Annotated in this window: 16 protein-coding genes; 8 read left to right on the top strand and 8 right to left on the bottom strand. The window is 73.8% G+C overall.

Going from position 1 to position 20,535, the window contains the following annotated elements:
* The first annotated feature begins 60 nt into the window (after positions 1–60).
* The 3 genes from ACFWIC_RS28660 (at position 61) to ACFWIC_RS28650 (ending at position 3,399) form a co-directional block, all read left to right on the top strand.
* Positions 61–897, top strand: coding sequence for an SDR family oxidoreductase (locus tag ACFWIC_RS28660; protein ID WP_329881625.1), 837 nt, complete (start codon positions 61–63; stop codon positions 895–897).
* 70 nt (positions 898–967) lie between these two features.
* Positions 968–2,383 (top strand): cytochrome ubiquinol oxidase subunit I, encoded by a 1,416-nt coding sequence (locus ACFWIC_RS28655; protein ID WP_380356325.1) that lies wholly within the window; start codon positions 968–970, stop codon positions 2,381–2,383.
* Positions 2,380–3,399, top strand: coding sequence for a cytochrome d ubiquinol oxidase subunit II (locus ACFWIC_RS28650; RefSeq protein WP_380520343.1), 1,020 nt, complete (start codon positions 2,380–2,382; stop codon positions 3,397–3,399). Before ACFWIC_RS28655 ends, ACFWIC_RS28650 begins: the two co-directional genes overlap by 4 nt.
* 16 nt (positions 3,400–3,415) lie before the next feature.
* On the opposite strand, the gene ACFWIC_RS28645 is transcribed toward ACFWIC_RS28650, so the two are convergent.
* The 6 genes from ACFWIC_RS28645 to ACFWIC_RS28620 all read right to left on the bottom strand — a co-directional run bounded on the left by ACFWIC_RS28645 (position 3,416) and on the right by ACFWIC_RS28620 (position 9,729).
* Positions 3,416–4,441, bottom strand: coding sequence for an LLM class F420-dependent oxidoreductase (locus ACFWIC_RS28645; protein WP_380520342.1), 1,026 nt, complete (start codon positions 4,439–4,441; stop codon positions 3,416–3,418).
* Positions 4,442–4,533: 92 nt separating this feature from the next.
* The gene (locus tag ACFWIC_RS28640) at positions 4,534–6,165 is read right to left on the bottom strand and encodes an ABC transporter substrate-binding protein (RefSeq protein WP_380520341.1); all 1,632 of its coding nucleotides are present in this window, start codon (positions 6,163–6,165) and stop codon (positions 4,534–4,536) included.
* Positions 6,166–6,273: 108 nt separating this feature from the next.
* Positions 6,274–7,059, bottom strand: coding sequence for an ABC transporter ATP-binding protein (locus tag ACFWIC_RS28635; RefSeq protein WP_380356271.1), 786 nt, complete (start codon positions 7,057–7,059; stop codon positions 6,274–6,276).
* Positions 7,056–7,844 (bottom strand): ABC transporter ATP-binding protein, encoded by a 789-nt coding sequence (locus ACFWIC_RS28630; protein WP_380520340.1) that lies wholly within the window; start codon positions 7,842–7,844, stop codon positions 7,056–7,058. The genes ACFWIC_RS28635 and ACFWIC_RS28630 overlap by 4 nt, the downstream gene beginning before the upstream one ends.
* A complete protein-coding gene (locus tag ACFWIC_RS28625) occupies positions 7,841–8,782 on the bottom strand; it encodes an ABC transporter permease (RefSeq protein WP_380520339.1) in 942 nt (313 codons plus the stop codon). The genes ACFWIC_RS28630 and ACFWIC_RS28625 overlap by 4 nt, the downstream gene beginning before the upstream one ends.
* Before the next feature lie 2 nt (positions 8,783–8,784).
* Positions 8,785–9,729 (bottom strand): ABC transporter permease, encoded by a 945-nt coding sequence (locus ACFWIC_RS28620; protein ID WP_380520338.1) that lies wholly within the window; start codon positions 9,727–9,729, stop codon positions 8,785–8,787.
* Between the two features lie 669 nt (positions 9,730–10,398).
* On the opposite strand from ACFWIC_RS28620, the gene ACFWIC_RS28615 reads away from it, so the two are divergent.
* The 3 genes from ACFWIC_RS28615 (at position 10,399) to ACFWIC_RS28605 (ending at position 15,875) form a co-directional block, all read left to right on the top strand.
* Complete coding sequence (locus ACFWIC_RS28615; protein ID WP_380520337.1) at positions 10,399–11,259, top strand: helix-turn-helix domain-containing protein; 861 nt, start codon at positions 10,399–10,401, stop codon at positions 11,257–11,259.
* 109 nt (positions 11,260–11,368) lie between these two features.
* On the top strand, positions 11,369–13,198 hold the full coding sequence (locus ACFWIC_RS28610) for a glycoside hydrolase family 15 protein (RefSeq protein ID WP_355406539.1): 1,830 nt from the start codon (positions 11,369–11,371) through the stop codon (positions 13,196–13,198).
* 538 nt (positions 13,199–13,736) lie between these two features.
* Positions 13,737–15,875, top strand: a complete 2,139-nt coding sequence (locus ACFWIC_RS28605) for a phosphocholine-specific phospholipase C (protein ID WP_380520336.1) — start codon at positions 13,737–13,739, stop codon at positions 15,873–15,875.
* A gap of 118 nt (positions 15,876–15,993) precedes the next feature.
* On the opposite strand, the gene ACFWIC_RS28600 is transcribed toward ACFWIC_RS28605, so the two are convergent.
* Positions 15,994–17,613 (bottom strand): ATP-binding cassette domain-containing protein, encoded by a 1,620-nt coding sequence (locus ACFWIC_RS28600; RefSeq protein ID WP_329881614.1) that lies wholly within the window; start codon positions 17,611–17,613, stop codon positions 15,994–15,996.
* Positions 17,614–17,955: 342 nt separating this feature from the next.
* On the opposite strand from ACFWIC_RS28600, the gene ACFWIC_RS28595 reads away from it, so the two are divergent.
* On the top strand, positions 17,956–18,177 hold the full coding sequence (locus ACFWIC_RS28595; RefSeq protein ID WP_329952845.1) for a DUF5988 family protein: 222 nt from the start codon (positions 17,956–17,958) through the stop codon (positions 18,175–18,177).
* A gap of 96 nt (positions 18,178–18,273) precedes the next feature.
* Here the strand turns inward: ACFWIC_RS28595 and ACFWIC_RS28590 are convergent, their stop codons facing one another.
* The gene (locus ACFWIC_RS28590) at positions 18,274–18,693 is read right to left on the bottom strand and encodes a helix-turn-helix domain-containing protein (protein ID WP_329881612.1); all 420 of its coding nucleotides are present in this window, start codon (positions 18,691–18,693) and stop codon (positions 18,274–18,276) included.
* Between the two features lie 122 nt (positions 18,694–18,815).
* Here ACFWIC_RS28590 and ACFWIC_RS28585 point away from each other — a divergent pair, with 122 nt between their 5' ends.
* A complete protein-coding gene (locus ACFWIC_RS28585; protein ID WP_329952844.1) occupies positions 18,816–20,324 on the top strand; it encodes an MFS transporter in 1,509 nt (502 codons plus the stop codon).
* Positions 20,325–20,535 lie beyond the last annotated feature (211 nt).

Raw genomic sequence — 20,535 nt, 5'->3', positions numbered from 1 at the left:
GCGGGCGGCGGCGGCACCGTGGCGCCGTACCGAACGGGAGCCCACGAACGGGAGACGACCATGGCCTCACCTGCGGACGAGCCGCGCTCGGAGCTGCCGCCCATCCTCCGGGGCCAGAAGGCCCTGGTCACCGGCGCGAACTCGGGGATCGGCAGGGCGACGGCGCTCGGGCTGGGCCGTGCGGGCGCCGACGTGGTCGTGAACTACGTCGCCGGCCGCGACGCCGCGGAGGAGGTGGCCGAGGAGATCAGGTCGTACGGCGTGCGGGCGTACGCACACGAGGCGGACGTCTCCGACGAGGGCCAGGTCGTCGCCATGGTCGGCCGGATGGTCGAGGAGTTCGGCACCGTCGACGTCCTGGTGGCCAACGCCGGGTTGCAGCGTGACGCCGCCAGCACCGAGATGACGCTCGACCAGTGGAACAAGGTCCTGGAGGTCAACCTCACCGGCCAGTTCCTGTGCGCGCGCGAGGCCGCGAAGGAGTTCGTGCGCCGGGGCGTCGTCCCGGAGGTGTCCCGCTCGGCCGGCAAGATCGTGTGCATGAGTTCGGTCCACCAGATCATCCCCTGGGCGGGCCACGTCAACTACGCGGCCTCCAAGGGCGGCGTCCTGATGATGATGCAGACCCTGGCGCAGGAGCTGGCCCCGCAGGGGATCCGGGTGAACGCCGTCGCGCCCGGCGCCATCCGCACCCCGATCAACCGCGACGCCTGGGACACCCCGGAGTCGGAGGCCGACCTGCTCAAGCTGATCCCGTACCGCCGGGTCGGCGACCCGGAGGACATCGCCCGTACGGTGGCCGTACTGGCCTCCGACCTGATGGACTACGTGGTCGGTGCCACGATCTACGTCGACGGCGGCATGACGCTCTTCCCCGGCTTCGCCACCGGAGGCTGACCCGCAGGTGGACACCGCGACCCAGCTCCTCGCCGGCACCCCGGCGCAGCTCCTCCCCGCCCGCGAGCTGATGGCGTTCACCCTCGCCTCGCACATCCTGCTGGTGCCGTTCGGCGTGGCGCTGCCGTTCATCACCCTGGTGATGCACCACCGCGGCCTGCGCCGGGGCGACGCGACGGCGCTGCTGCTGGCGCGGCGGTGGTCGGCCGTGATGGCCGTGCAGTTCGCCGTCGGCGTCGTCACCGGCACGATCCTGTCCTTCGAGTTCGGCCTGCTGTGGCCCGGCATGATGGGCCGCTGGGGAGACGTCTTCGGCCTCGGATTCGGCGTCGAGGCCTGGGCGTTCTTCCTGGAGGCGATCCTCATCGCGATCTACCTCTACGGCTGGCGCCGGCTGAAGCCGTGGACGCACTTCTGGCTCGGCGTGCCGCTGCCGCTCACCGCCCTCCTCGGCGCGTTCGGCATCATCGCCGCCAACTCGTGGATGAACACCCCGCAGGGCTTCACCCTCGACGCGGACGGCGATCCCGTGAACGTCGACGTCCGGCAGGCGATCTTCACCCCGATCTTCGGGCCGGAGTACTGGCACTTCACCGTCGCGATGTTCCTCACCGCCGGGTACGTCGTCGCCGGGGTCTACGCGGTCGGCTGGCTGCGCGGCCGCCGCGGCCGCTACCACCGTCTCGGCTTCACCGTGCCGTTCACCGTCGCCGCGGTCCTCACCCCCCTGCAGTTCTTCCTCGGCGACAACATCGCACGGCAGGTCTTCCAGAAGCAGCCGGTCAAGTTCGCGGCCACCGAGCTGGTCTGGGACACCGACACCCATGTGCCGGAGTACCTCTTCGGCCGCCTCCAGGAGGACGGCACCGTCAAGGGCGGCCTCAGGATCCCCCAACTCGACTCCGTGCTGGCCGGATTCAGGCCGGACACGCAGGTCACCGGCCTCGCCTCGGTACCCGCCGCCGACCGCCCCACCGCCACCCAGGCCACCATCGTGCACTGGGCGTTCGACATCATGGCGACCATCGGCAGCCTCCTGATCGTGCTGGCCCTCTGGTACGCCTGGTGCTGGTGGCGCCGCCGCGACCTGCCGCGGTCCCGCTGGTTCTTCCGCTGCGCCGCCCTCGCCGGCGCCGCCAGCATGCTCTGCGTGGAGTGCGGCTGGATCACCACCGAGGTCGGGCGCCAACCGTGGATCGTCTACCAGAACATGCGCGTCTCGGAGGCGGTCACGCCGACCCGCGCGGCCTCCCTGTGGACGATGTTCGGCGTCGTCGTGGTGGTCTACGTCCTCGTCTTCGGGGCGTTCCTCACCGTGCTGCTCAAGATGCGCACCCGCTGGCGCCTGGCCGACGGCGGTGAGGCCGCGGCCGAGAACCCGGAAACGGACACCCCCTACGGCCCGCGCCACGAACCGGCCGGCGCCGGGGCGCAGCCGCCCCCTGCGGAAGCCGGTCCCGGGCACACCCCCGGAGGTGCCGGGTGACCGCCGACATCCTCTCCTGGGTGCTCCTGCTGGCCATCGCCGCCTACGCCTGCGGCGGCGGTGTCGACTACGGCGCCGGGTTCTGGGACCTGCTGGCCGGGGGCGCCGAGCGGGGTAGGCGCCCCCGGTGGCTGATCGACCACGCCATGGCACCGGTCTGGGAGGTCAACAACGTCTGGCTGGTCTTCGTCCTGGTGCTGACGTGGACGGGCTTCCCCGAGTTCTTCCAGACCGTCTTCACCGCCCTGTGGCTGCCCCTGGCGCTCGCCGCCGTCGGCATGGTCCTGCGCGGCGCCGGGTTCGCCCTGCGCAAACCCGCCCGCCTTCTCGCCGCCCGCCGGGTCTACGGCGCCACCTTCGCCGTCGCCTCCCTGCTCGCCCCGTTCTTCCTCGGCACCGTCGTCGGCAGCGTCGCCTCCGGCCGGGTCTCCCCCGGCACCACCGCCTCCGCCGACGCCTGGGCCAACGCCACGTCGGTGACCGCCGGGCTGCTCGCCGTCTGCGCGACCGCCGTGCTCGGCGCGGTCTTCCTCACCGCGGACGCCCGCCGCTTCGGCGCCCACGACCTCGTCGGCCACTTCCGGGTGCGCGCCCGGATCGCCGTCGGGGCCCTGCTGGTCGTCGGCGCGGTGGGCCTCGTCGTGACCGCCGACGACGCCTCGTACGTGCACCACGGGCTCACCCACGGCTGGGGGCTGCTGCTCGTCCTGCTGTCGGCGGCGGCCGGAGCGGTCACCGTCGTCCTGGTCGGCGGGCCCGCCCCGGGCCGGGCCCGGTACAGCGCGGTGGCAGCCGTCGCCCTGGCGGTCGCCGCCTGGGGCGTCGCCCAGCGGCCCTACCTGGTGCCCACGTCACTGACCGTCCGTCAGGCCGTCGGGGCGAGTGCCACCCTGCAGTGGATGCTCGTCGTGTCGCTGGTCGCGCTGCTCCTGATCGGCCCGGCCGTGACCGTGCTCTACCGGCTCGACACGCGGGGCGTCCTGGAGCCGCTGACCGACGAGGACGTCGCGGGCTGACGGCGCTGCCGGGCGGTCAGCCCGCGGCGCCCGGGCCGAGACGGGCGAGGGTGTCCAGCAGCCGGTTCCGGTCGGCGAGCACCTCGGGCGGCAGCGAGACGTACAGCTGGATGGTGGTGACGCCTGGGCGGTGGTAGCGCAGGATCCGGCGGCGGCACTCCTCCGGCGAGCCGCTGACGAACAGCCCGTCGACCACCTCGTCCGGGAGCGCCCGCCGCGCGCCCTCGACGTCGCCCGCCTCCCAGCGCCGGTGGGTCTCGGCGAGGAGCTCGCCGTTCCCGAGCCACTCGTGGAACTTCCGGTACGGCTCCCGGTTGAGGATCCAGGCGAGGAACGGGCGGGTCGCGCGGCGCGCGTGCTCGGTGTCCTCGGTCGGGCAGACGAAGACCTTGACCACCAGCTCCTTTCCCGGCGGCTGCGGGCCGACGGCGTCCAGCACCTTCGGCACGTCCTCGGGGAACAGCAGGTTGGTGATCGCGCCGTCCCCCTCGGTGAAGCCGAGCCGCAGCATGCCGGGGCGCAGCGCGCCGAGGATCACCTTGACCGGTTCGGCCGGCGGCTCCGGCAGCCGGTAGCCGGCGATCGAGAAGGTGTCGAAGTCGCCGGAGACGTGCTCGCCGCGCAGGGCCCGGGTGACGAACCGCAGGACGTCCCGGGTGCGTTTGAACGGCTCGTCGAACGGGATGCCGTTGATGTCGGTGACATGGGCGGGCACCGAGGCCCCGATGCCCAGCAGTACGCGTCCGGGGGCGAGTTGGGCGAGCGTCGCGGCGGTCTGGGCGAGCACGGCGGGGCCGCGGGTGTGCACCGGCACGATGCCGGTGCCGACCCGCAGGCCCGGGGACCACGCGGCGGCGGCCGCCAGCGGGGTGAAGGCGTCGGAGCCGCCGCCCTCACCGGTCCAGACGTCGGTGTAGCCGAGGTCGGGGAGGCGTTCGACGAGGAAGCGGTGCCGGTCGAGGGACAGTCCCGGCAGCGGGAGGGTGATGCCCCAGCGGGGCGGGTCGTGCGGACGGGGCGGCGAGGTCATCGGGGCGGTCATCGGGGCGGTGGCCTTCCTGGGGCGGCCCGGTGCGGGCCGCCCCGGTGCGGTGCGGGGAGGGGAGGGGCGGGCTGCGCGGGGAGGGGCGGGGTTCAGCGGCGGACCCAGACCGTGGTCAGGTCGAGGAACCAGGACTGCGGCTGGACCAGGCCCTGGACCTTCGGCGCGAGCGCCCGCGGGTTGCGGTCGTTGACGACGAAGAGCCAGGGCGCGTCCTGGGTGACCAGCGAGAGCGCCGTGCGGTAGTCGGTGGTCCGCTTCGCCCGGTCGGGCGAGGCGGCGGCGGACGCCAGCAGGGCGTCGACCTTCGGGTTGCTGTAACCGCCCGTCCAGAAGGGGCTCTTGGAGCCGACGAACAGCGGCAGCAGCGCCTCGGACTGGAACAGGGTGGTGGACTGCGCGACGGCGTCCGAGCCGAGCGCGACCTGGCCCTTGGCCTCGGCCCCGATCAGCGTGCCCCAGTCGGTGGTGCGCAGTTCGACCTTGATGCCGACGGCGGCGAGGTCCCGCTGGAGGGCCTCCGCGATGGGGACGGGCAGCAGGTTTCCGGAGCCCGCGGTGGGGACGGTGACCGAGGTGGAGAAGCCGTTCGGGACGCCGGCCTCGGCGAGCAGCAGCCTGGCCCTGGCCGGGTCGTAGGAGTAGAGGTCACCGGCCGGGTCGTACGCGCCGGTGGCCCGGGGCGCGGCCTGGTAGGCGGGGTCGGCGGTGCCCTGGAGCAGCTTCTCGACGATCGCCTTGCGGTCGATGGCGTAGTTGGCGGCCTGCCGGACCCTCGGGTCCTGCCACGGGCCCTTGGCGGTGTCCAGGATCCAGTACCAGAGGTGGTCGTAGCTGTTGGCGGCGATGGTGGCCCCGTCGGACTTCAGGGTCCGGATGTCGTCCGGGTTGGGGTACTCGATCCAGTTGGCTCCGCCGGAGCGCAGGGCCGCGGTCCGGGCGGCGGCGTCCGGGAGGGACTTGACGATCAGCCGGTCGAGCTTGGGGGCGCCGCGCCAGTAGGCCGGGTTGGCGGCGAGCTCGATCTGCTGTCCCTCGGTCTGCGAGACGAAGGAGAACGGGCCGGTGCCGACCGGGTGCTCGGCGAAGTTCGCGGAGCCGGTCTTCCGGACGGCGGTGGGGCTGGCGATGAGGACGTGTGCGAGGTCCTCGGGGAAGTGGCCGTTGGGGTCCTTGGTGACGAGCTCGACGTGGTCGGCGTCGGTCTTGCGGTAGGAGACGATCCCGCCCGCGTACTCCTTGGCGGCGGCGCCGAGCGCGTCGGTGTACTCGGGGCTGTTCCGGTCGAGGTAGCGGTCCAGGTTGAAGACCACCGCGTCGGCGTCGAACGGCGTGCCGTCCTGGAAGGTCACGCCCTTGCGGAGCCGGAAGGTCCAGGTCCTCGCGTCCGCGGCGACCTCCCAGGACTCGGCGAGGGCACCGGTGACGACCGGCGGCCGGTCGGTGTCCTTGAGCAGCTCGTAGCGGGTCAGGCCCTCGTAGATCTGGAAGCCGACCAGGCGCTTGCCCTCGAAGCCGGCGCCGCCGATGACGGTGTCGGGGTTGGGGAGCTTGCCGGTGGCCCCGATGACCAGGGTGCCGCCGCGCTCCGCACCGCCGCCCGTGTCGGCGGACCCGCCGGACCCCGGGCCGGACACGCAGCCGGTGGCGGCGAGCAGCAGGGCGGCGGCGGCCGGGAGGGCGGCGGCTCTGGAACGGACGGTGCGGTGGCGACGGTGCGTCATGGTGCTTCCTCGTTCGGTCTGCAGGTGTGCGGGTGCGGGGTGCGCGGGGCTGCGGGGCTGCGGGGCTGCGGGGTGCGGTGGGGGCGGGGTGCGGTGGGGGCGTGCGGGTCAGTCGGCGGGGTCCGGACGGGGGGCGTGTCCGGTGGCGGCTTCGAGCAGCGCGCGGGTGTAGGGGTGTGCGGGCGACTCCCAGAGGTCGGCGACCGGGCCCTCTTCCAGCACCCGCCCGGACCGCAGCACGAGCACCCGGTCGGCCAGGTGCCGGACGACCGCGAGATCGTGGGAGATGAAGAGGTAGCCGAGCCCGGTCCGTTCGCCGAGGCCGGTCAGCAGGTCCAGCAGCCGCAGCTGGGAGCCGAGGTCGAGCGCGGAGGTCGGCTCGTCGCAGACCAGCAGGTCGGGCCCGGGCGCCAGGGCCCGGGCGACGGCGACCCGCTGGAGCTGCCCGCCGGACAGCTCGCGCGGGTACCGGCGGGCCAGCGCGGGATCCAGCCCGACCTGCCGGAACAGCCCGGCGACGGCCTCCGCCAGTTCGGCCCGGGGCGTGCCGTGCAGCCGCAGCGCGAAGGCCACCGCCTCACCGGCCCGCAGCGCGGGGTTGAGCGAGCCGCGCGGATCCTGCGGGACGAACTGGAGCCGGGCCCGGACGGAGCGGTCCCGGGCGCCGCGCAGCCGGTACGGGTCGTGGCCGGCGAACCGGACGGTGCCCGCGTCGGGCGCGAGCAGGCCCAGGGCGAGCCGGGCCAGCGTGGACTTCCCCGAACCGGACTCGCCGACCAGGCCCACGGCCTCGCCGGGAGCGACGCTCAGGCTGACCCCGTCGAGGGCGGGCCGGCCGGCGAAGTGCCTGACGACCGAGCGGACCTCCAGCAGGGCGGGTGCGGGCTCGGTCATCGGCGGGCTCCGGGGTCGGCGGCGAGCAGGGCCGCGGTGAAGGGGTGCCCGGGCGCGGACAGCACCCGCGCGGCGGGCCCGGCCTCGACGACGCGTCCCCCGCGCATCACCGCGACGTCGCCGCCCACCCGGCGGGCCACCGCCAGGTCGTGGGTGACGAGCAGCAGCGCGATGCCGCAGTCGGCGCGCAGGGTGGCGAACAGGTCGAGGATCCGGCCGCGCACCAGCGCGTCCAGGGCGGTGGTCGGTTCGTCCGCGATCACCAGGTCGGGGCCGCAGGCGATCGCGACGGCGATCGCGGCGCGCTGCCGCAGCCCGCCGGAGAGCTCGTGGGGGTAGGCGCGGGCCACCCGTTCGGGGTCGGGGATCCCGGCCGTGGCGAGCAGCCGGACCACCGCGTCGCCGGTGGCCCGGCGGTCCCGGGTGATCCGGTGCCGGCGCAGCACCTCGGCGAGCTGGGGACCGATGCGGCGCAGCGGGTCCAGCGAGCCGCCCGGGTCCTGCGGGACGTAGCCGATCCGCCGCCCGCGCACCCGGGAGAGCGCGCGTTCGTCCAGGGCCGACAGCTCGGTACCGGCGAGGCTGATCCGCCCGGTGACGCGGGCGGACCGGCCGGGCAGGCCGATCAGGGTGCGGGCCAGGGTGGTCTTGCCGCTGCCGGACTCACCGAGCAGGACGAGCGCCGCGCCGGGTGCGAGCGCCAGCGACACCCCGTCCACGGCCCGGACCGGACCCGGGTGGACGACGGAGAGGTCGGTGACCTCCAGGAGGTCGGTCGGGCTCATCGGACGGTCTCCGGCAGCGCGCTCCACCCGGTGTCGCCGACCCTCCGGCGCAGGGTGTCGCCGAGGGTGTTGAAGACCACCGACACCAGCAGCACGGTGAGCGCCGGCAGCACCGCCACCCACGGGTGGGTGAGCAGGCTCGGCCTCAACTCGTCGATCATGGCGCCCCATTCGGCGGTGGGAGGTGCGACGCCGAGCCCGAGGAAGGAGAGTCCGGCGGCGTACACGACGGCGAGGCCGACGAGCGAGGAGCAGTACACGAGGACGACCGGGGCCACCACGGGCAGCACCTGCCGCAGGACGAGGGTCGGCAGGCCGGCTCCGCTCACCCGGGCGGCCTCCAGGTACTCGGCGGTCCGGATCCGCCGCACCTCGGTGAAGGCGACCCGGGCGACGGCCGGGGTGAGGACCACGGAGAGGGCGAGCACGGTGGCGCCGAGTCCCGGCCGGAGCAGGGTGGCCACGGCGATGGCCAGCAGGACCCCGGGGAAGGCGTACAGCACGTCCAGTGTCCGCAGCAGGGCCTGTTCGAGCACCCGGCCGCCGAGGCCGGCCGCGATGCCCAGCAGGGTGCCCGCCGTGCCGGCGACGGCGACCGGGAGGAGCCCGGCGGTCAGCGACGTCCGGGTGCCCCAGACCAGCCGGCTCAGCATGTCCCGGCCCTGGCCGTCGGTCCCCAGCGGGTGGCCGGGGGCGCCGGGGTCCAGCAGGCGGTCCTGGAGGTGTCCGGCGGCGGGGTCGTACGGCGCGACCAGCGGGGCGGCCGCGGCGAGCAGCAGGAGCAGCACGACGGCGGTGACGGGCAGGGCGAGGGCCGTGCGGCGCAGCAGGGCCCGGGCCGGCCGGGCCGGCGGGAGCGGGGACTTCGTCGGCGGGTCCTCCACCGGCGGGGGCGTCGGGTCCTCCACCGGCGGGGGCGTCGGGGTCGTCCCGGGCATCGTCAGCTCCTCACCCTGGGGTCGATCAGTGCGTGCGCCGCGTCCACCAGCAGGTTGACGCCGACGAAGGCGACGGCCACCACCAGCACCCCGCCCTGGACGAGCGGCAGGTCGCGGGCGGACAGCGCGTCGTACAGCAGCCGGCCGAGGCCGGGCCAGGCGAAGAGCGTCTCCACGAAGACCACGCCCTCCAGCAGGTAGGCGAGTTGGAGCCCGCCGATGGTCAGCAGGGCGGGTGAGGCGTTGTGGACGCAGTGCCGCAGGACGGCCGCCCGGCTCAGCCCCCGGGCACGCAGCCCGTCGGCGAGCTCCCCGGCGAGCACCGTGCCGAGGGCGGTCCTGAACACGCGGGCGGTCAGGCCGAGCGGTACGAGCGCGGACGCCACGGCCGGCAGGACCAGGTGACGCAACAGGTCGGCCGGGCCGCCGGCGCCGAACACGTCGTGCGTACCGCCGGCCGGCAGCCAGCGCAGCTGCACCGAGAGCACCGCGATCAGCACCAGGGCCACCGAGTACTGCGGGGCCGAGACGGCCAGGGTGGACAGCGCCCCGGAGAGCCGGCCGCCGGCCCCCCGCGGGTCGAGCGCGCCGATCGCGCCGAGCAGGACCCCGCCCACCAGCACCAGGACGAAGGCCGCCGCCGTGAGGGTCAGGGTCTGCCCCAGCGCGGGCAGCAGCAGGTCGGTGACGGGCCGTTGGGCGGAGACGGACGTCCCGAGGTCGCCGGTCGCCGCGTGGCCCAACCAGGAGAGGTAGCGGACGGGAAGGGGCTCCTCCAGACCGAGGCGCCGGGCCAGTTCGGCGCGGGCCTCGGGCGGGGCCCCGGGGCCGAGGAAGGCGGTGACCGGGTCTCCGGGGACGAGGGCCACGGTGGCGAAGACGACGACGGTGACGCCGAGCACGGTGGGGACGGCGAGCAGCAGCCGGCGCAGCAGGAACCGGGTCATCCGCGGGCTCCCTGGCGCGGGGCACCGGGCGGTCCGGCGACCGGCGGGTGGGCGGGGGCGGGCATCTGCGGGGGTTCCTTCCGGCTCCGGGCACTGGGTCCGGCCGGGGGCCGCCCCGGGTCGGCGCGGACCGGGCGGGGCGGGCCGTACGGGGTGGCGGTGGCGGCCCGGCGGCGGTGCGGGCGAACGGCCGGCGCCGCCGCCGGGGGCTCCGGCGGATGTCAGGAAGCCTGCGCGCCGCCGGGCCGGACAGCCAGTCAGGCGCTTGTGCTGTTACCGCTGGTCATAGGCTGCGGGCGCGGCCCGGGGGCGGGGGCGGCGCCGCCCCCGGCGGGCCGTCCGGCGCCCGTCGGAGCCTCGTCCGGGGCCCGTCCCGTACTCGTCCGGTGCCCGTCCGTGACCGTCGCGGCCGGGCCCGCCGGGTGCCCGGTCCTGCCCTTGACCAGCGGCGATCCCCGGTCCTAGGGTGGCGCCATGGCGTATCGGCGGACCGGCTTCACCCTGGCCGGCATCGACGGCTCGTGGCACCGCAGGTGCTTCGACGAGCTCTGTCGTCCGCGCGCCGCGCGCTGACCCCCGGGCCTCCGCCCGCTCCCCCGCGCCGGCGCCCCTCCTCACGACCCATTCCCGGCGGCCGCCCGCGGTACGCCCCTCCGAGGAGCAGAACCCGTGTCAACCCCCGTCGCCGGCGCGGAACTCGGCGCCTTCCTGCGCGCCCACCGCGACCTCCTCAAGCCCGCCGACGTGGGGCTGACCCCGACCACGCGCCGCCGCACCCCGGGGCTGCGCCGCGAGGAGGTCGCCTCGATGGCCGGCGTCGGACTCGCCTGGTACACCTGGCTGGAGCAGGGCCGGGTGCCCGCCTCGCGGCAGGTGCTGGAGGCCGTCGCCCGGGCGCTGCGGCTCGACCCGGCCGGGCTCCGCTACGCGATGCGGCTGGCGGGCCACCACGACGCCGCCGCCCACGACGGCCCCGGGACGGACCGGCTCGCCGCCGCCGTCCAGCCCGTGCTCGACTCCTGGCCGGCCAGCCCGGCCGTGCTCGTCGACCGCCACTTCGACCTGCTCGGCTGGAACACCGCGTGGGCCGTGCTGTGGGGCCCGCCCGAGGCCGTGCCCGCGGACCGGCGCAACCTGATGTGGCTGATGGCCGTGGACCGCAGGCTGCGCGAGGTCCTGCACGACTGGGAGCCGCTGGCCATGAACGTCTTCCAGCACTTCCGCGCACAGGCCGGGCCGGCCCTCGCGGACTCCCGGACGGAGGAGGTCTACCGGCACCTGGACGCGGACGCGCCGGAACTGCGGCACTGGTGGGGATGCCACTCGGTGGCGGACCTGACCGCCCGCACCATCACCGTGGAGCCGACCGGCACCGGACCCGTCCGGCTGGCCCTCTCCTCGTTCCACCCGGTGGACGACCCGTCGGCCCTGGTGCTGCTGCTCACCCCGGCCGACGCCGTCGGGCACCTGCGGATGGCGGCGCTGACCACCCGGGCCGGCGCCCCCGCCGCCGCCCCGGCAGCGGGCTGAGGACCCGGTCGCCGGGGCTCCCGGTTCGCGGCGCGCCGGCCGCAACGGGCGCGTCCGCCGGTCCTGGCCGATAGTGAGACCAAGGGATCGCCCAGACCTTGGACCGCACATGGACCGCTACCCTCCCATCGCCGAGCACGGCCTGATCGGCGACCTCCAGTGTGCCGCGCTGGTGACCTCGCGGGGCGTCGTCGACTGGTTCGCCGCTCCCCGGTTCGACTCCCCGAGCATCTTCGCAGCGCTGCTGGACCACGACCGCGGCGGCTACTTCAGGCTCGCGGACGTCAATCCGGACGCCACCTGCAAGCAGCTGTACTACCCGGACACCGCCGTCCTGGTGACCCGGTTCATGTCGCCCGACGGGGTGGGCGAGGTCATCGACTGGATGCCGCCGGACGCCGGACGGATCCCGAGCGGGCGGCACGCCCTGGTCCGCACCGTGCGCAGCGTGCGCGGCACCGTGCGCTTCGCCATGGAGTGCCGTCCCCGGTTCGACTACGGCCGGGCCACCCACTCCCTCGACCTCCGCCCCGAGATCGCCGCCTTCCGCGCACCGGGCGTCTGCGCGTACCTCCAGAGCACCTTCCCGGTCGAGCGGGACGGCGACGACCTGCGGGGCGCCGTCACGCTGAGCGTCGGCGAGTCGGCCGCGGTCATCCTGACCGTCTGCGACGCCGACGGCCAGAACCCGCCGCCGCCCCCGCCGCCCACCGTCGACGGGATCACGAAGCAGCTCTGGGAGGTCGCCGACTTCTGGCAGCGCTGGGTGCACGGCTCCAACTACCGGGGGCGCTGGCCCGGAATGGTCAACCGCTCCGCCATCACCCTCAAGCTGCTCACCTACGCCCCCACCGGCGCGCCGGTCGCGGCCGCGACCATGGGCCTGCCGGAGCAGGTCGGGGGCGAGCGCAACTGGGACTACCGCTACACCTGGGTGCGGGACGGCTCGCTCTCCGTCCGGGCCCTGCTCGACCTCGGTTTCGTCGAGGAGGCCACCGCCTTCACGCACTGGCTCGGTGACCGGCTGCACGAGGCGACGGGGCAGGGCAGCGAGCCGCTCCGGATCATGTACCGGGTCGACGGCGAACCGCTGCTGACCGAGGAGATCCTCGGCCACCTGGAGGGTTACCTCGGCTCCGCGCCCGTACGGCTCGGCAACGCGGCCTCCGACCAGTTGCAGCTCGACATCTACGGCGAGGCCATGTACGCCCTGTCGGAGGGCCGCGAGATCGCCACCCAGGCCGGCTACCGGGGCTGGAAGGTGCTCACCCGGACCCTGGACTGGCTGGCCGACTCCTGGGACCGCCCCGACGAGGGCATCTGGGAGACCCGCGGCGGCCGGCAGGACTTCACCTACAGCCGGGTGATGTGCTGGGCCGCCTTCGACCGCGGCCTGCGCCTGGCGGACGCCTTCCGCCGGCCCGCCGACACCGACCGCTGGACGAAGGCCCGCGACGCCGTCCTGCTCCAGGTCATGGAGCGCGGCTGGAGCGAGGAGGACCGGGCCTACGTGCAGCACTACGGCGGCGACGCGGTGCTCGACGCCTCGCTGCTCCTGATGCCCCGGGTCGGCTTCGTCTCGCCCCGGGACCCGTCCTGGCTGTCCACACTCGACGCCATGGACCGCACCCTGGTCTCCGACAGCCTCGTCTACCGCTACGACCCGGCGGCCTCCCCGGACGGGCTGCGCGGCTCCGAGGGCACCTTCAGCCTCTGCACCTTCCTCTACGTGGACGCGCTGGCCCGGGCCGGACGCCTGCGACCGGCCCGGTACACCTTCGAGAAGATGCACACCTACGCCAACCACGTCGGCCTGTTCGCCGAGGAGATCGGGCCCAGCGGCGAGCAGCTCGGCAACTTCCCGCAGGCGTTCACCCACCTGTCGCTCATCATGGCGGCCTGCACCCTCGACGAGGCCCTGGACCGCCGGTCCGGCTGACCACATCTTCGGAGACGGCCGGTACGGTGCGCCCGTCGACCGCACGGTGAACGCGGCCGGGGGGAAACTCGCGACCCAGTCGTCCACCTACGAGGGGTCCTCCGAGCGGGCGGCGGGGCGGGCGGTCGACGGCGCGACCGGTGGGCCCATCACCCACGCCGACCTCGACGCGAACGCGTGGTGGCAGGTCGACCTCGGTTCGGTGCGCCCGGTCAGGGGCGTCCGGATCCTGCCGCCCGTGCCCCGGCCCGGGGAGCCCCGTCCCTTTCCGGGCCGGCCCGGGTACCGCCGCGCAGCCGGCCGACTTGTCCAGCCAACCCGTGTCGATGTTCTCCCCCTGTTCACGTCCGGACCGCCCGTCGAGGGCCGACAGGACACCGGTCGGGCCGAATCTGGGCTGGCCGCCGCCCCCCTCACCACCGTGACTCCGGCCACCACCCCCGGAGACGCGCAGGCCACCACCACCGTGCCGACCGGCTCGGCGGACCGCTCTTCCGAGGAGGTGCCGGCGGACACCCCCATCGATAGGAGTAGGTCCGTGGAGCGACGTATCGGACGTCGGAAGTTCCTGGTCGGCGCGACGGCGGCGGCGGCCGCCACCGGTGCGGGCTGGCCGGTGCTCGGGAGGGCCGGTGCGGCCCAGGCGGTGCCTGCGGCGGCGGTGCAGGGGGCCGTGGATCCGCGTCTGGCCCCGGTGAAGCACGTGGTGATCCTGATGCAGGAGAACCGCAGCTTCGACCACTACTTCGGCCTGCTCAAGGGCGTGCGCGGCTTCGGTGACCACAGCGTCGTCGACCTGCCCGGCTCCACCTCCGCACCCTCCGGCCGGACGGTCTTCCAGCAGCCGAAGGGCAGCGGATCGATCCTCCCCTGGCCGCTGAGCGGCGGCTCGAACACCTGGGAGCGCTCCGAGTGCAAGGTCGACGGCGGCGGGCACGCCTGGAGCGACCAGCACAACGCGTGGAACGGCGGCCGGATGAACAACTGGTACGCCGCCAAGAGCAGCACCGGCATGACCATGGGCTACCACTCCCGCGCGGACATCCCGTTCAACTACGCGCTCGCCGACGCCTACACGATCTGCGACGCCTACCACTGCTCGTCGATGACCGGGACCGGTCCGAACCGCAACTACCTGTGGTCGGGGTCCATCGGCGCCGGTCTGCCGGGCGCGAACCGGGTCAGCCACAACGGCGGCGACTTCCGCCGCAGCGGGCAGAACTGGCAGACCTACGCGCAGGCCCTGCAGCTGGCGGGCATCGACTGGAAGGTGTACCAGGTCTACGACAAGGCCGGTGACCGCAACTACGGTGACAACGCCCTGGAGTACTTCGCCCCCTTCATGACCTCCGACCCCGCCAAGGACGGCACGGGGGACAAGGTCCTGTGGCAGCGCGGCGTGGCCGGGGTCCCCTACAGCGGCGGCGACGTGGCCGACGCCCTGGTCGCCGCGCTCCGCGCCGACGTGGCCGCCGGGACGCTGCCGAAGGTCTCGTGGATCGTCACGGACTACGCCAACTCCGAGCACCCCAGCGCCAGCCCCAGCGTGGGCGCGACCATGACCAAGCGGGTGCTGGAGGCCCTCGACACGAACCAGGACATCTTCAACTCCACCGTCTTCCTGCTCACCTACGACGAGAACGACGGCTTCTTCGACCACGTCCCGCCCGCCGTCCCCGCCAACACCGGGGACACCACCGAGCACGTCAACGGCCTGCCGATCGGGCTCGGCTTCCGGGTGCCGATGACCATCGTGTCGCCCTGGACCCGCGGGGGCCGCGTCAACTCGCAGGTCTTCGACCACACCTCCGTCCTGCGGTTCCTGGAGGCCTGGACCGGCGTGCAGTGCCCCAACATCAGTGCCTGGCGCCGCGCGGTCTGCGGTGACCTCACCTCGGCCTTCGACTTCGACAACCCGGTCTTCGGCCCGCTCCCCGCCCTGCCCGCCGTGGTCCCCGCCGGCCACTCCCTGATGACCGGCACGGCGTGCAGCACCACCAGCGCCCCCACGCCCCCCGCGAGCGGCACGCTGCCCGCCCAGGAGCCGGGCAACAAGGCCGCCTGCGCGCTGCCCTACCAGACCAACGCCTACCTGGACCGCTACGAGGGCACCGACGCGGGCGGCACCCAGAAGATCTGGGTCGCCATCGAGAACCTCGGTGCCCAGGCCACCGGCGCCGCCCACTTCGCCGCCTACGCCAACGCCTACCGCGGCGGCGGCCCCTGGCAGTACACCGTGGGGCCGAACGCCGCCACCGCCGACTTCTTCAACATCGGGGGCGGCTACGGCAGCGGCAAGTACGACCTGACCGTCGTCGGCCCCAACCGGTTCCTGCGCCGCTTCAAGGGCAACACCGGGGCGGGCAGGGGCCGGTACGCCAGGGTGAAGAGCTGGTTCGCCCCCCACAACGACCCCGTCGCCCTGTGGTTCCAGCTCCGCAACGACAGCCCGGCCGACACCGCCGTCTTCACCATCACCTCGAACCACTACCGCACCGGCACCTGGACCTACACCGTCGGCCCCGGCCAGGCCGTGGACGACTACTTCAACCAGGTCAGCAACGCGCAGGGCTGGTACGACTTCACCGTCACCGTCAACAACGACCCCGCCTGGTCCCAGCGCTTCGTCGGCCACATCGAGACCGGCCGGCCGAGTACGACCGGCTCCGTCGCCTGACACCCGCGCACCGCGGACGACGACTCCGGGCCGGCGGGTGGGGTGACGACTCCACCCGCCGGCCCGGGCCGTCCGTCCCCCTGCTACGGCCGGGCCCGGCGGCCCGCCGACGGCGCGCTCACCGGGCCCGCTCGACCCTCCGCTCGTCCCACACCGGCTCGGGCGTCTCCCGCACCACGCCGTCCGAACCGAACACCAGGAACCGGTCGAAGGACCGGGCGAACCACCGGTCGTGCGTGACCGCCAGGACGGTGCCCTCGTAGGACTCCAACCCCTCCTGGAGGGCCTCCGCCGACTCCAGGTCCAGGTTGTCGGTCGGCTCGTCGAGGAGGAGGGCCGTGGTGCCCGCGAGTTCCAGCAACAGGATCTGGAACCGGGCCTGCTGACCGCCCGACAGCTTCTCGAAACGCTGCTCCGCCTGCCGTTCCAGCTCGTACCGCCGGAGCACCGACATCGCGCCGCCGCGGTCCTTCGCGTGCTCGGCCCACAGGATGTCGAGCAGGCTGCGCCCCAGCAGCTCGGGGTGGGCGTGGGTCTGGGCGAAGTGGCCGGGCAGCACCCGGGCGCCCAGCTTCCAGTCACCGGTGTGGGCCACGTCCTCGCCGGCCAGCAGCCGGAGGAAGTGGGACTTGCCGGAGCCGTTCGAACCGAGCACCGCGACGCGCTCGCCGTAGAAGACCTCCAGCGAGAACGGCCGCATCAGGCCGGTCAGTTCGACGTGCCGGCAGGTCACCGCCCGTACACCGGTACGCCCGCCCTGCAGGCGCATCCGGATGTCCTGCCGGCGGGGCGGCTCCGGCGGCGGGCCGATCTCCTCGAACTTCCGCAGCCTGGTCCTGGCCGCCTGGTAGCGGGAGGCCATGTCGTCACTGCGCGCGGCGTACTGCTGCATGTCGTGCACGAGCTTCTTCAGCTGGGCGTGCTTGTCGTCCCAGCGCCGGCGCAGCTCCTCGAACCGCTCGAACCGGGCCTGCCGGGCCTCGTGGAACGTCCCGAAGCCGCCTCCGTGGATCCACACCGTGGATCCGGCCGGACTCGGGTCCACCGCGACGATCTTCTCCGCGGCGCGGGCCAGCAGCTCGCGGTCGTGGGAGATGAAGAGGACCGTCTTCGAGGTCTCCTTCAGCTGCTTCTCCAGCCAGCGCTTGCCGGGGACGTCCAGGTAGTTGTCCGGCTCGTCCAGCAGCAGGACCTGGTCCGGACCGCGGAGCAGCGCCTCCAGCACCAGCCGCTTCTGCTCCCCGCCCGAGAGCGTCCGCACGTCCCGGAACTGGGCCCGGTCGTAGGGCATGCCGAGGGCCGCGGTCGTGCACATGTCCCAGAGGGTCTCGGCCTCGTAGCCCCGGGCCTCCGCCCAGTCGCTGAGCGCCTGCGCGTACTTCATCTGCGCGGCCTCGTCGTCCACCGTCATGATCAGGTGCTCGGCCTCGTCGACCGCCGCCGCCGTCTTCCTGATCCGCGGCGGCGCCACCGACACCAGGAGGTCGCGGACGGTGCGTTCGTCCCGCACCGAGCCGACGAACTGCGACATGACACCGACGCCGCCGCTGGAGGTGACCGTCCCGCTGTGCGGCTGCAGTTCCCCCGAGAGCAGTCTGAGCAACGTCGTCTTGCCGGCCCCGTTGGCGCCGACCAGGGCCACCACGGCCCCGTCGCCCACGTGGAACGACACGTCACCGAGCAGGATCCGCCCGTCTGGCAGGTAGTACTCCAGATGCGAGGCTTCCAGGTGTCCCATGGTCCACGATCCTTCCTAACCGCGCGGGGGCGGCGCAAGTCGATTGCGGGGCCCCCGACCGCCCCGGAGGTGCGGATTCGAACAGCCCGCGCACGTCGGACGTGACCGAACGTAGGGGGATCTGAGGGGTTAGAAGCGGACTACCGGACTGCTAACTTCCTGTAAGAAGCCTGCACCCGTCGCCCCCTTCACCGGCAGCAACACCCGGCAACTGCACCGGCCCGTCCCCCGCCGACCGGCCCCGCCCACGGGTGTGCGGCGGCCCACCGGTTCCCCGCCCTGCGCCGGCCCCGCCGTCCCGGCCCTGCAGAGCCACCGAGACCTTCAGAACAGGAGTACGCCGTGGCGCTCGACACCGCACCGAACGCGATTCTGGAAGGCGGCCCCGCGGAGGCCTTCCCGGAGCACGAACGGCTCCGCTTCCTCGACGCGGAGCAGCACGTCCTCAAACTGCCGCGCGGGAACCGCTACGAGCACTTCCGCCGCTCGCACCGGACGGTCCGTCACCGGACGTCCGAGCTGCGGGTGTTCGAATGGACGGGTTCCACCTTCGTGGCGGAGTAGCCCGCGGCGCGAGGCCGCCTCGGTCCCGGTGGGGACGGGGGCGGCCTCGTGCTGCGCCCGGGCGCTGCGGCGGGCGCGGCGGGGCGGGGCGCCTGCTCAGAGGTCGACGGGGGCGCCCGCCGCGTCCTGCTCGCGGTCGTACGCCGCGCGGGACGAGGCGATGGCGTCACGGTGGCGCTCGGCCCAGGCGGTGAGACCCGTCAGCGAGGTGTAGAGCTCGTCGGCCATCGCGGTGGCCCGGTACTCCACCTTGGGCGGCACGGTCGCGTAGACGGTCCGCACCAGCAGGCCGTCCCGTTCGAGGTTACGGAGCGTCAGGGTGAGCATGCGGCGGCTGATGCCGGGGACGGCCCGTTCGAGCTCGGTGAAGCGGACCGGGCCGTGGCTGAGGTTGAGCAGGATCCCGATCGCCCACTTGCCGCTGATCCGGTTCAGCGCCTCCAGGACGGTGCACACCTCACGCTCGGCGCCCGGGGCTCCGACCGCCTCGATCACATCGGTGTTCCCTTGGAACATGAAAGTGCCTCCTTACGAGTGGACTTGATGGTCACACATGATGGGCGCTGTAACAAGAAGTGCCCTCAGGGAGCGCGGGCGCCACCGGGCGCCCCTCCCTGCCATTCCCCCGAAGGAATCCGATGACCACGCATGCCCCGCCGTCCCTCCAGCCATCCAGGTCACGCTGGTTGGCGCTGGGGGTCCTCTGCACCGGCAACCTGATGATCATCCTCGACGGCTCCATCGTGACCGTCGCCCTGCCGACCATCCAGAACGACCTGGGATTCACCCAGTCGGGCCTGGCCTGGGTCGTGAACGCGTACCTCATCGCCTTCGCCGGGCTGCTGCTGCTCTCCGGCCGGCTGGGCGACCTGCTGGGCGGCAAGCGCGTCTTCGCCTGGGGCCTGGGCCTGTTCACGGCCGCCTCGCTGGCCTGCGGCCTGGCCTCCACCTCGACGGCGCTGGTGGTGTTCCGGTTCGTCCAGGGCGTCGGCGGCGCGCTCGCCTCGGCGGTCGTCCTCGGCATGATCATCACCCTGTTCCCCGACGCCGGTGAGCGCGGCAAGGCACTGGCGGCCTACGCGTTCGTCTCGGCCGCGGGCGCCTCCCTGGGCCTGATCCTCGGCGGCGTGCTGACCCAGAGCTTCAGCTGGCCGTGGGTGTTCTACGTCAACGTGCCGATCGGCCTGGCGGCGCTCGTCCTGACCCAGCGGGTGGTCCCCGGGGCGAAGGGGCTCGGACTGCGCGAGGGCGCCGACCTGATCGGCTCCGTGCTCGCCACCGGCGGCCTGATGCTGCTGGTCTACACGATCATCAAGGCCGAGGAGTACACCTGGGGCGACATCCGCACCCTCGGTCTGCTGGCCGGCTCGCTGGCGCTGCTCGCCGGGTTCGTCGTCCGCCAGGCCTACGCGGACAAGCCGCTGCTGCCGCTGCACATCTTCCGCTCGCGGTCGGTCTCCGGCGCCAACACCATCATGGTGCTGATGGTCGCCGGTCTGTTCGGCTACCAGTTCTGCACCGCGCTCTACTTCCAGAACGTGCTGGGCTACGACGCGCTCAAGACCGGCCTCGCCTTCCTCCCCGCCCCGGTCACCATCGCCGTCGTCTCACTCGGCTTCGCGGTGAAGCTGAACCAGCGGTTCGGCCCGCGCCAGGTGCTGGTCGGCGGCCTCCTGCTGGTGGCGGCGGCGCTCGCGCTGCTGGCCCGGGTGCCGAGCGACGGCACCTTCCTCATCGACATCGTCCCGCCGTTCGTCCTGCTCGGCCTCGGCTTCGGTGCGGCCATGCCCGCGCTGATCGGCCAGGCCATGTCGGTCAACTCGCCGAACGACGCCGGTATCGCCTCCGGTCTGGTGAACACCACCCAGCAGGTCGGCGCCTCGATCGGCACCGCCGTGCTCGCCACGGTGGCCGCCTCCCGGACGGCGACGCTCCTCGGGGAGCAGCGCAGCCCGGCCGAGGCGCTCACCGGCGGGTTCCACCTCTCCTACGGTCTCAGCGCCGTGTTCGTGGGCATCGCCGTCCTGGTGGCCGCCTTCGTCCTGCGCAGCCCCGCGTCCGAGCCCGCCCCCGCCGCGGCGGAGGGTGCCGAGGACGCTCCCGGACCGGACCTCAAGTCTGCGGATTCCCCCGTGCCGCAGATCTGACGGTCCCGGTGCGGCCGTTCCGGCCCCCGGAACGGCCGCACCGCCCCCGGCGGGTGGGACGCCGGGGGCACCACACCCGAACCACCCGCACCACCCGCACCACGAGCTCCCACGCACCGCCACGCACACCCGCGCACCTCCGAACACACCGAGCGCGTCCCCCGGAACGGAACGGCCCCCTCCCCGGAGTCAGGGCCCTCATAGGGGGACG

Source organism: Kitasatospora sp. NPDC127035, assembly GCF_042726075.1.
Taxonomy (GTDB): Bacteria; Actinomycetota; Actinomycetes; order Streptomycetales; family Streptomycetaceae; genus Kitasatospora.
This window is presented reverse-complemented; position numbering and strand designations above follow the sequence as displayed.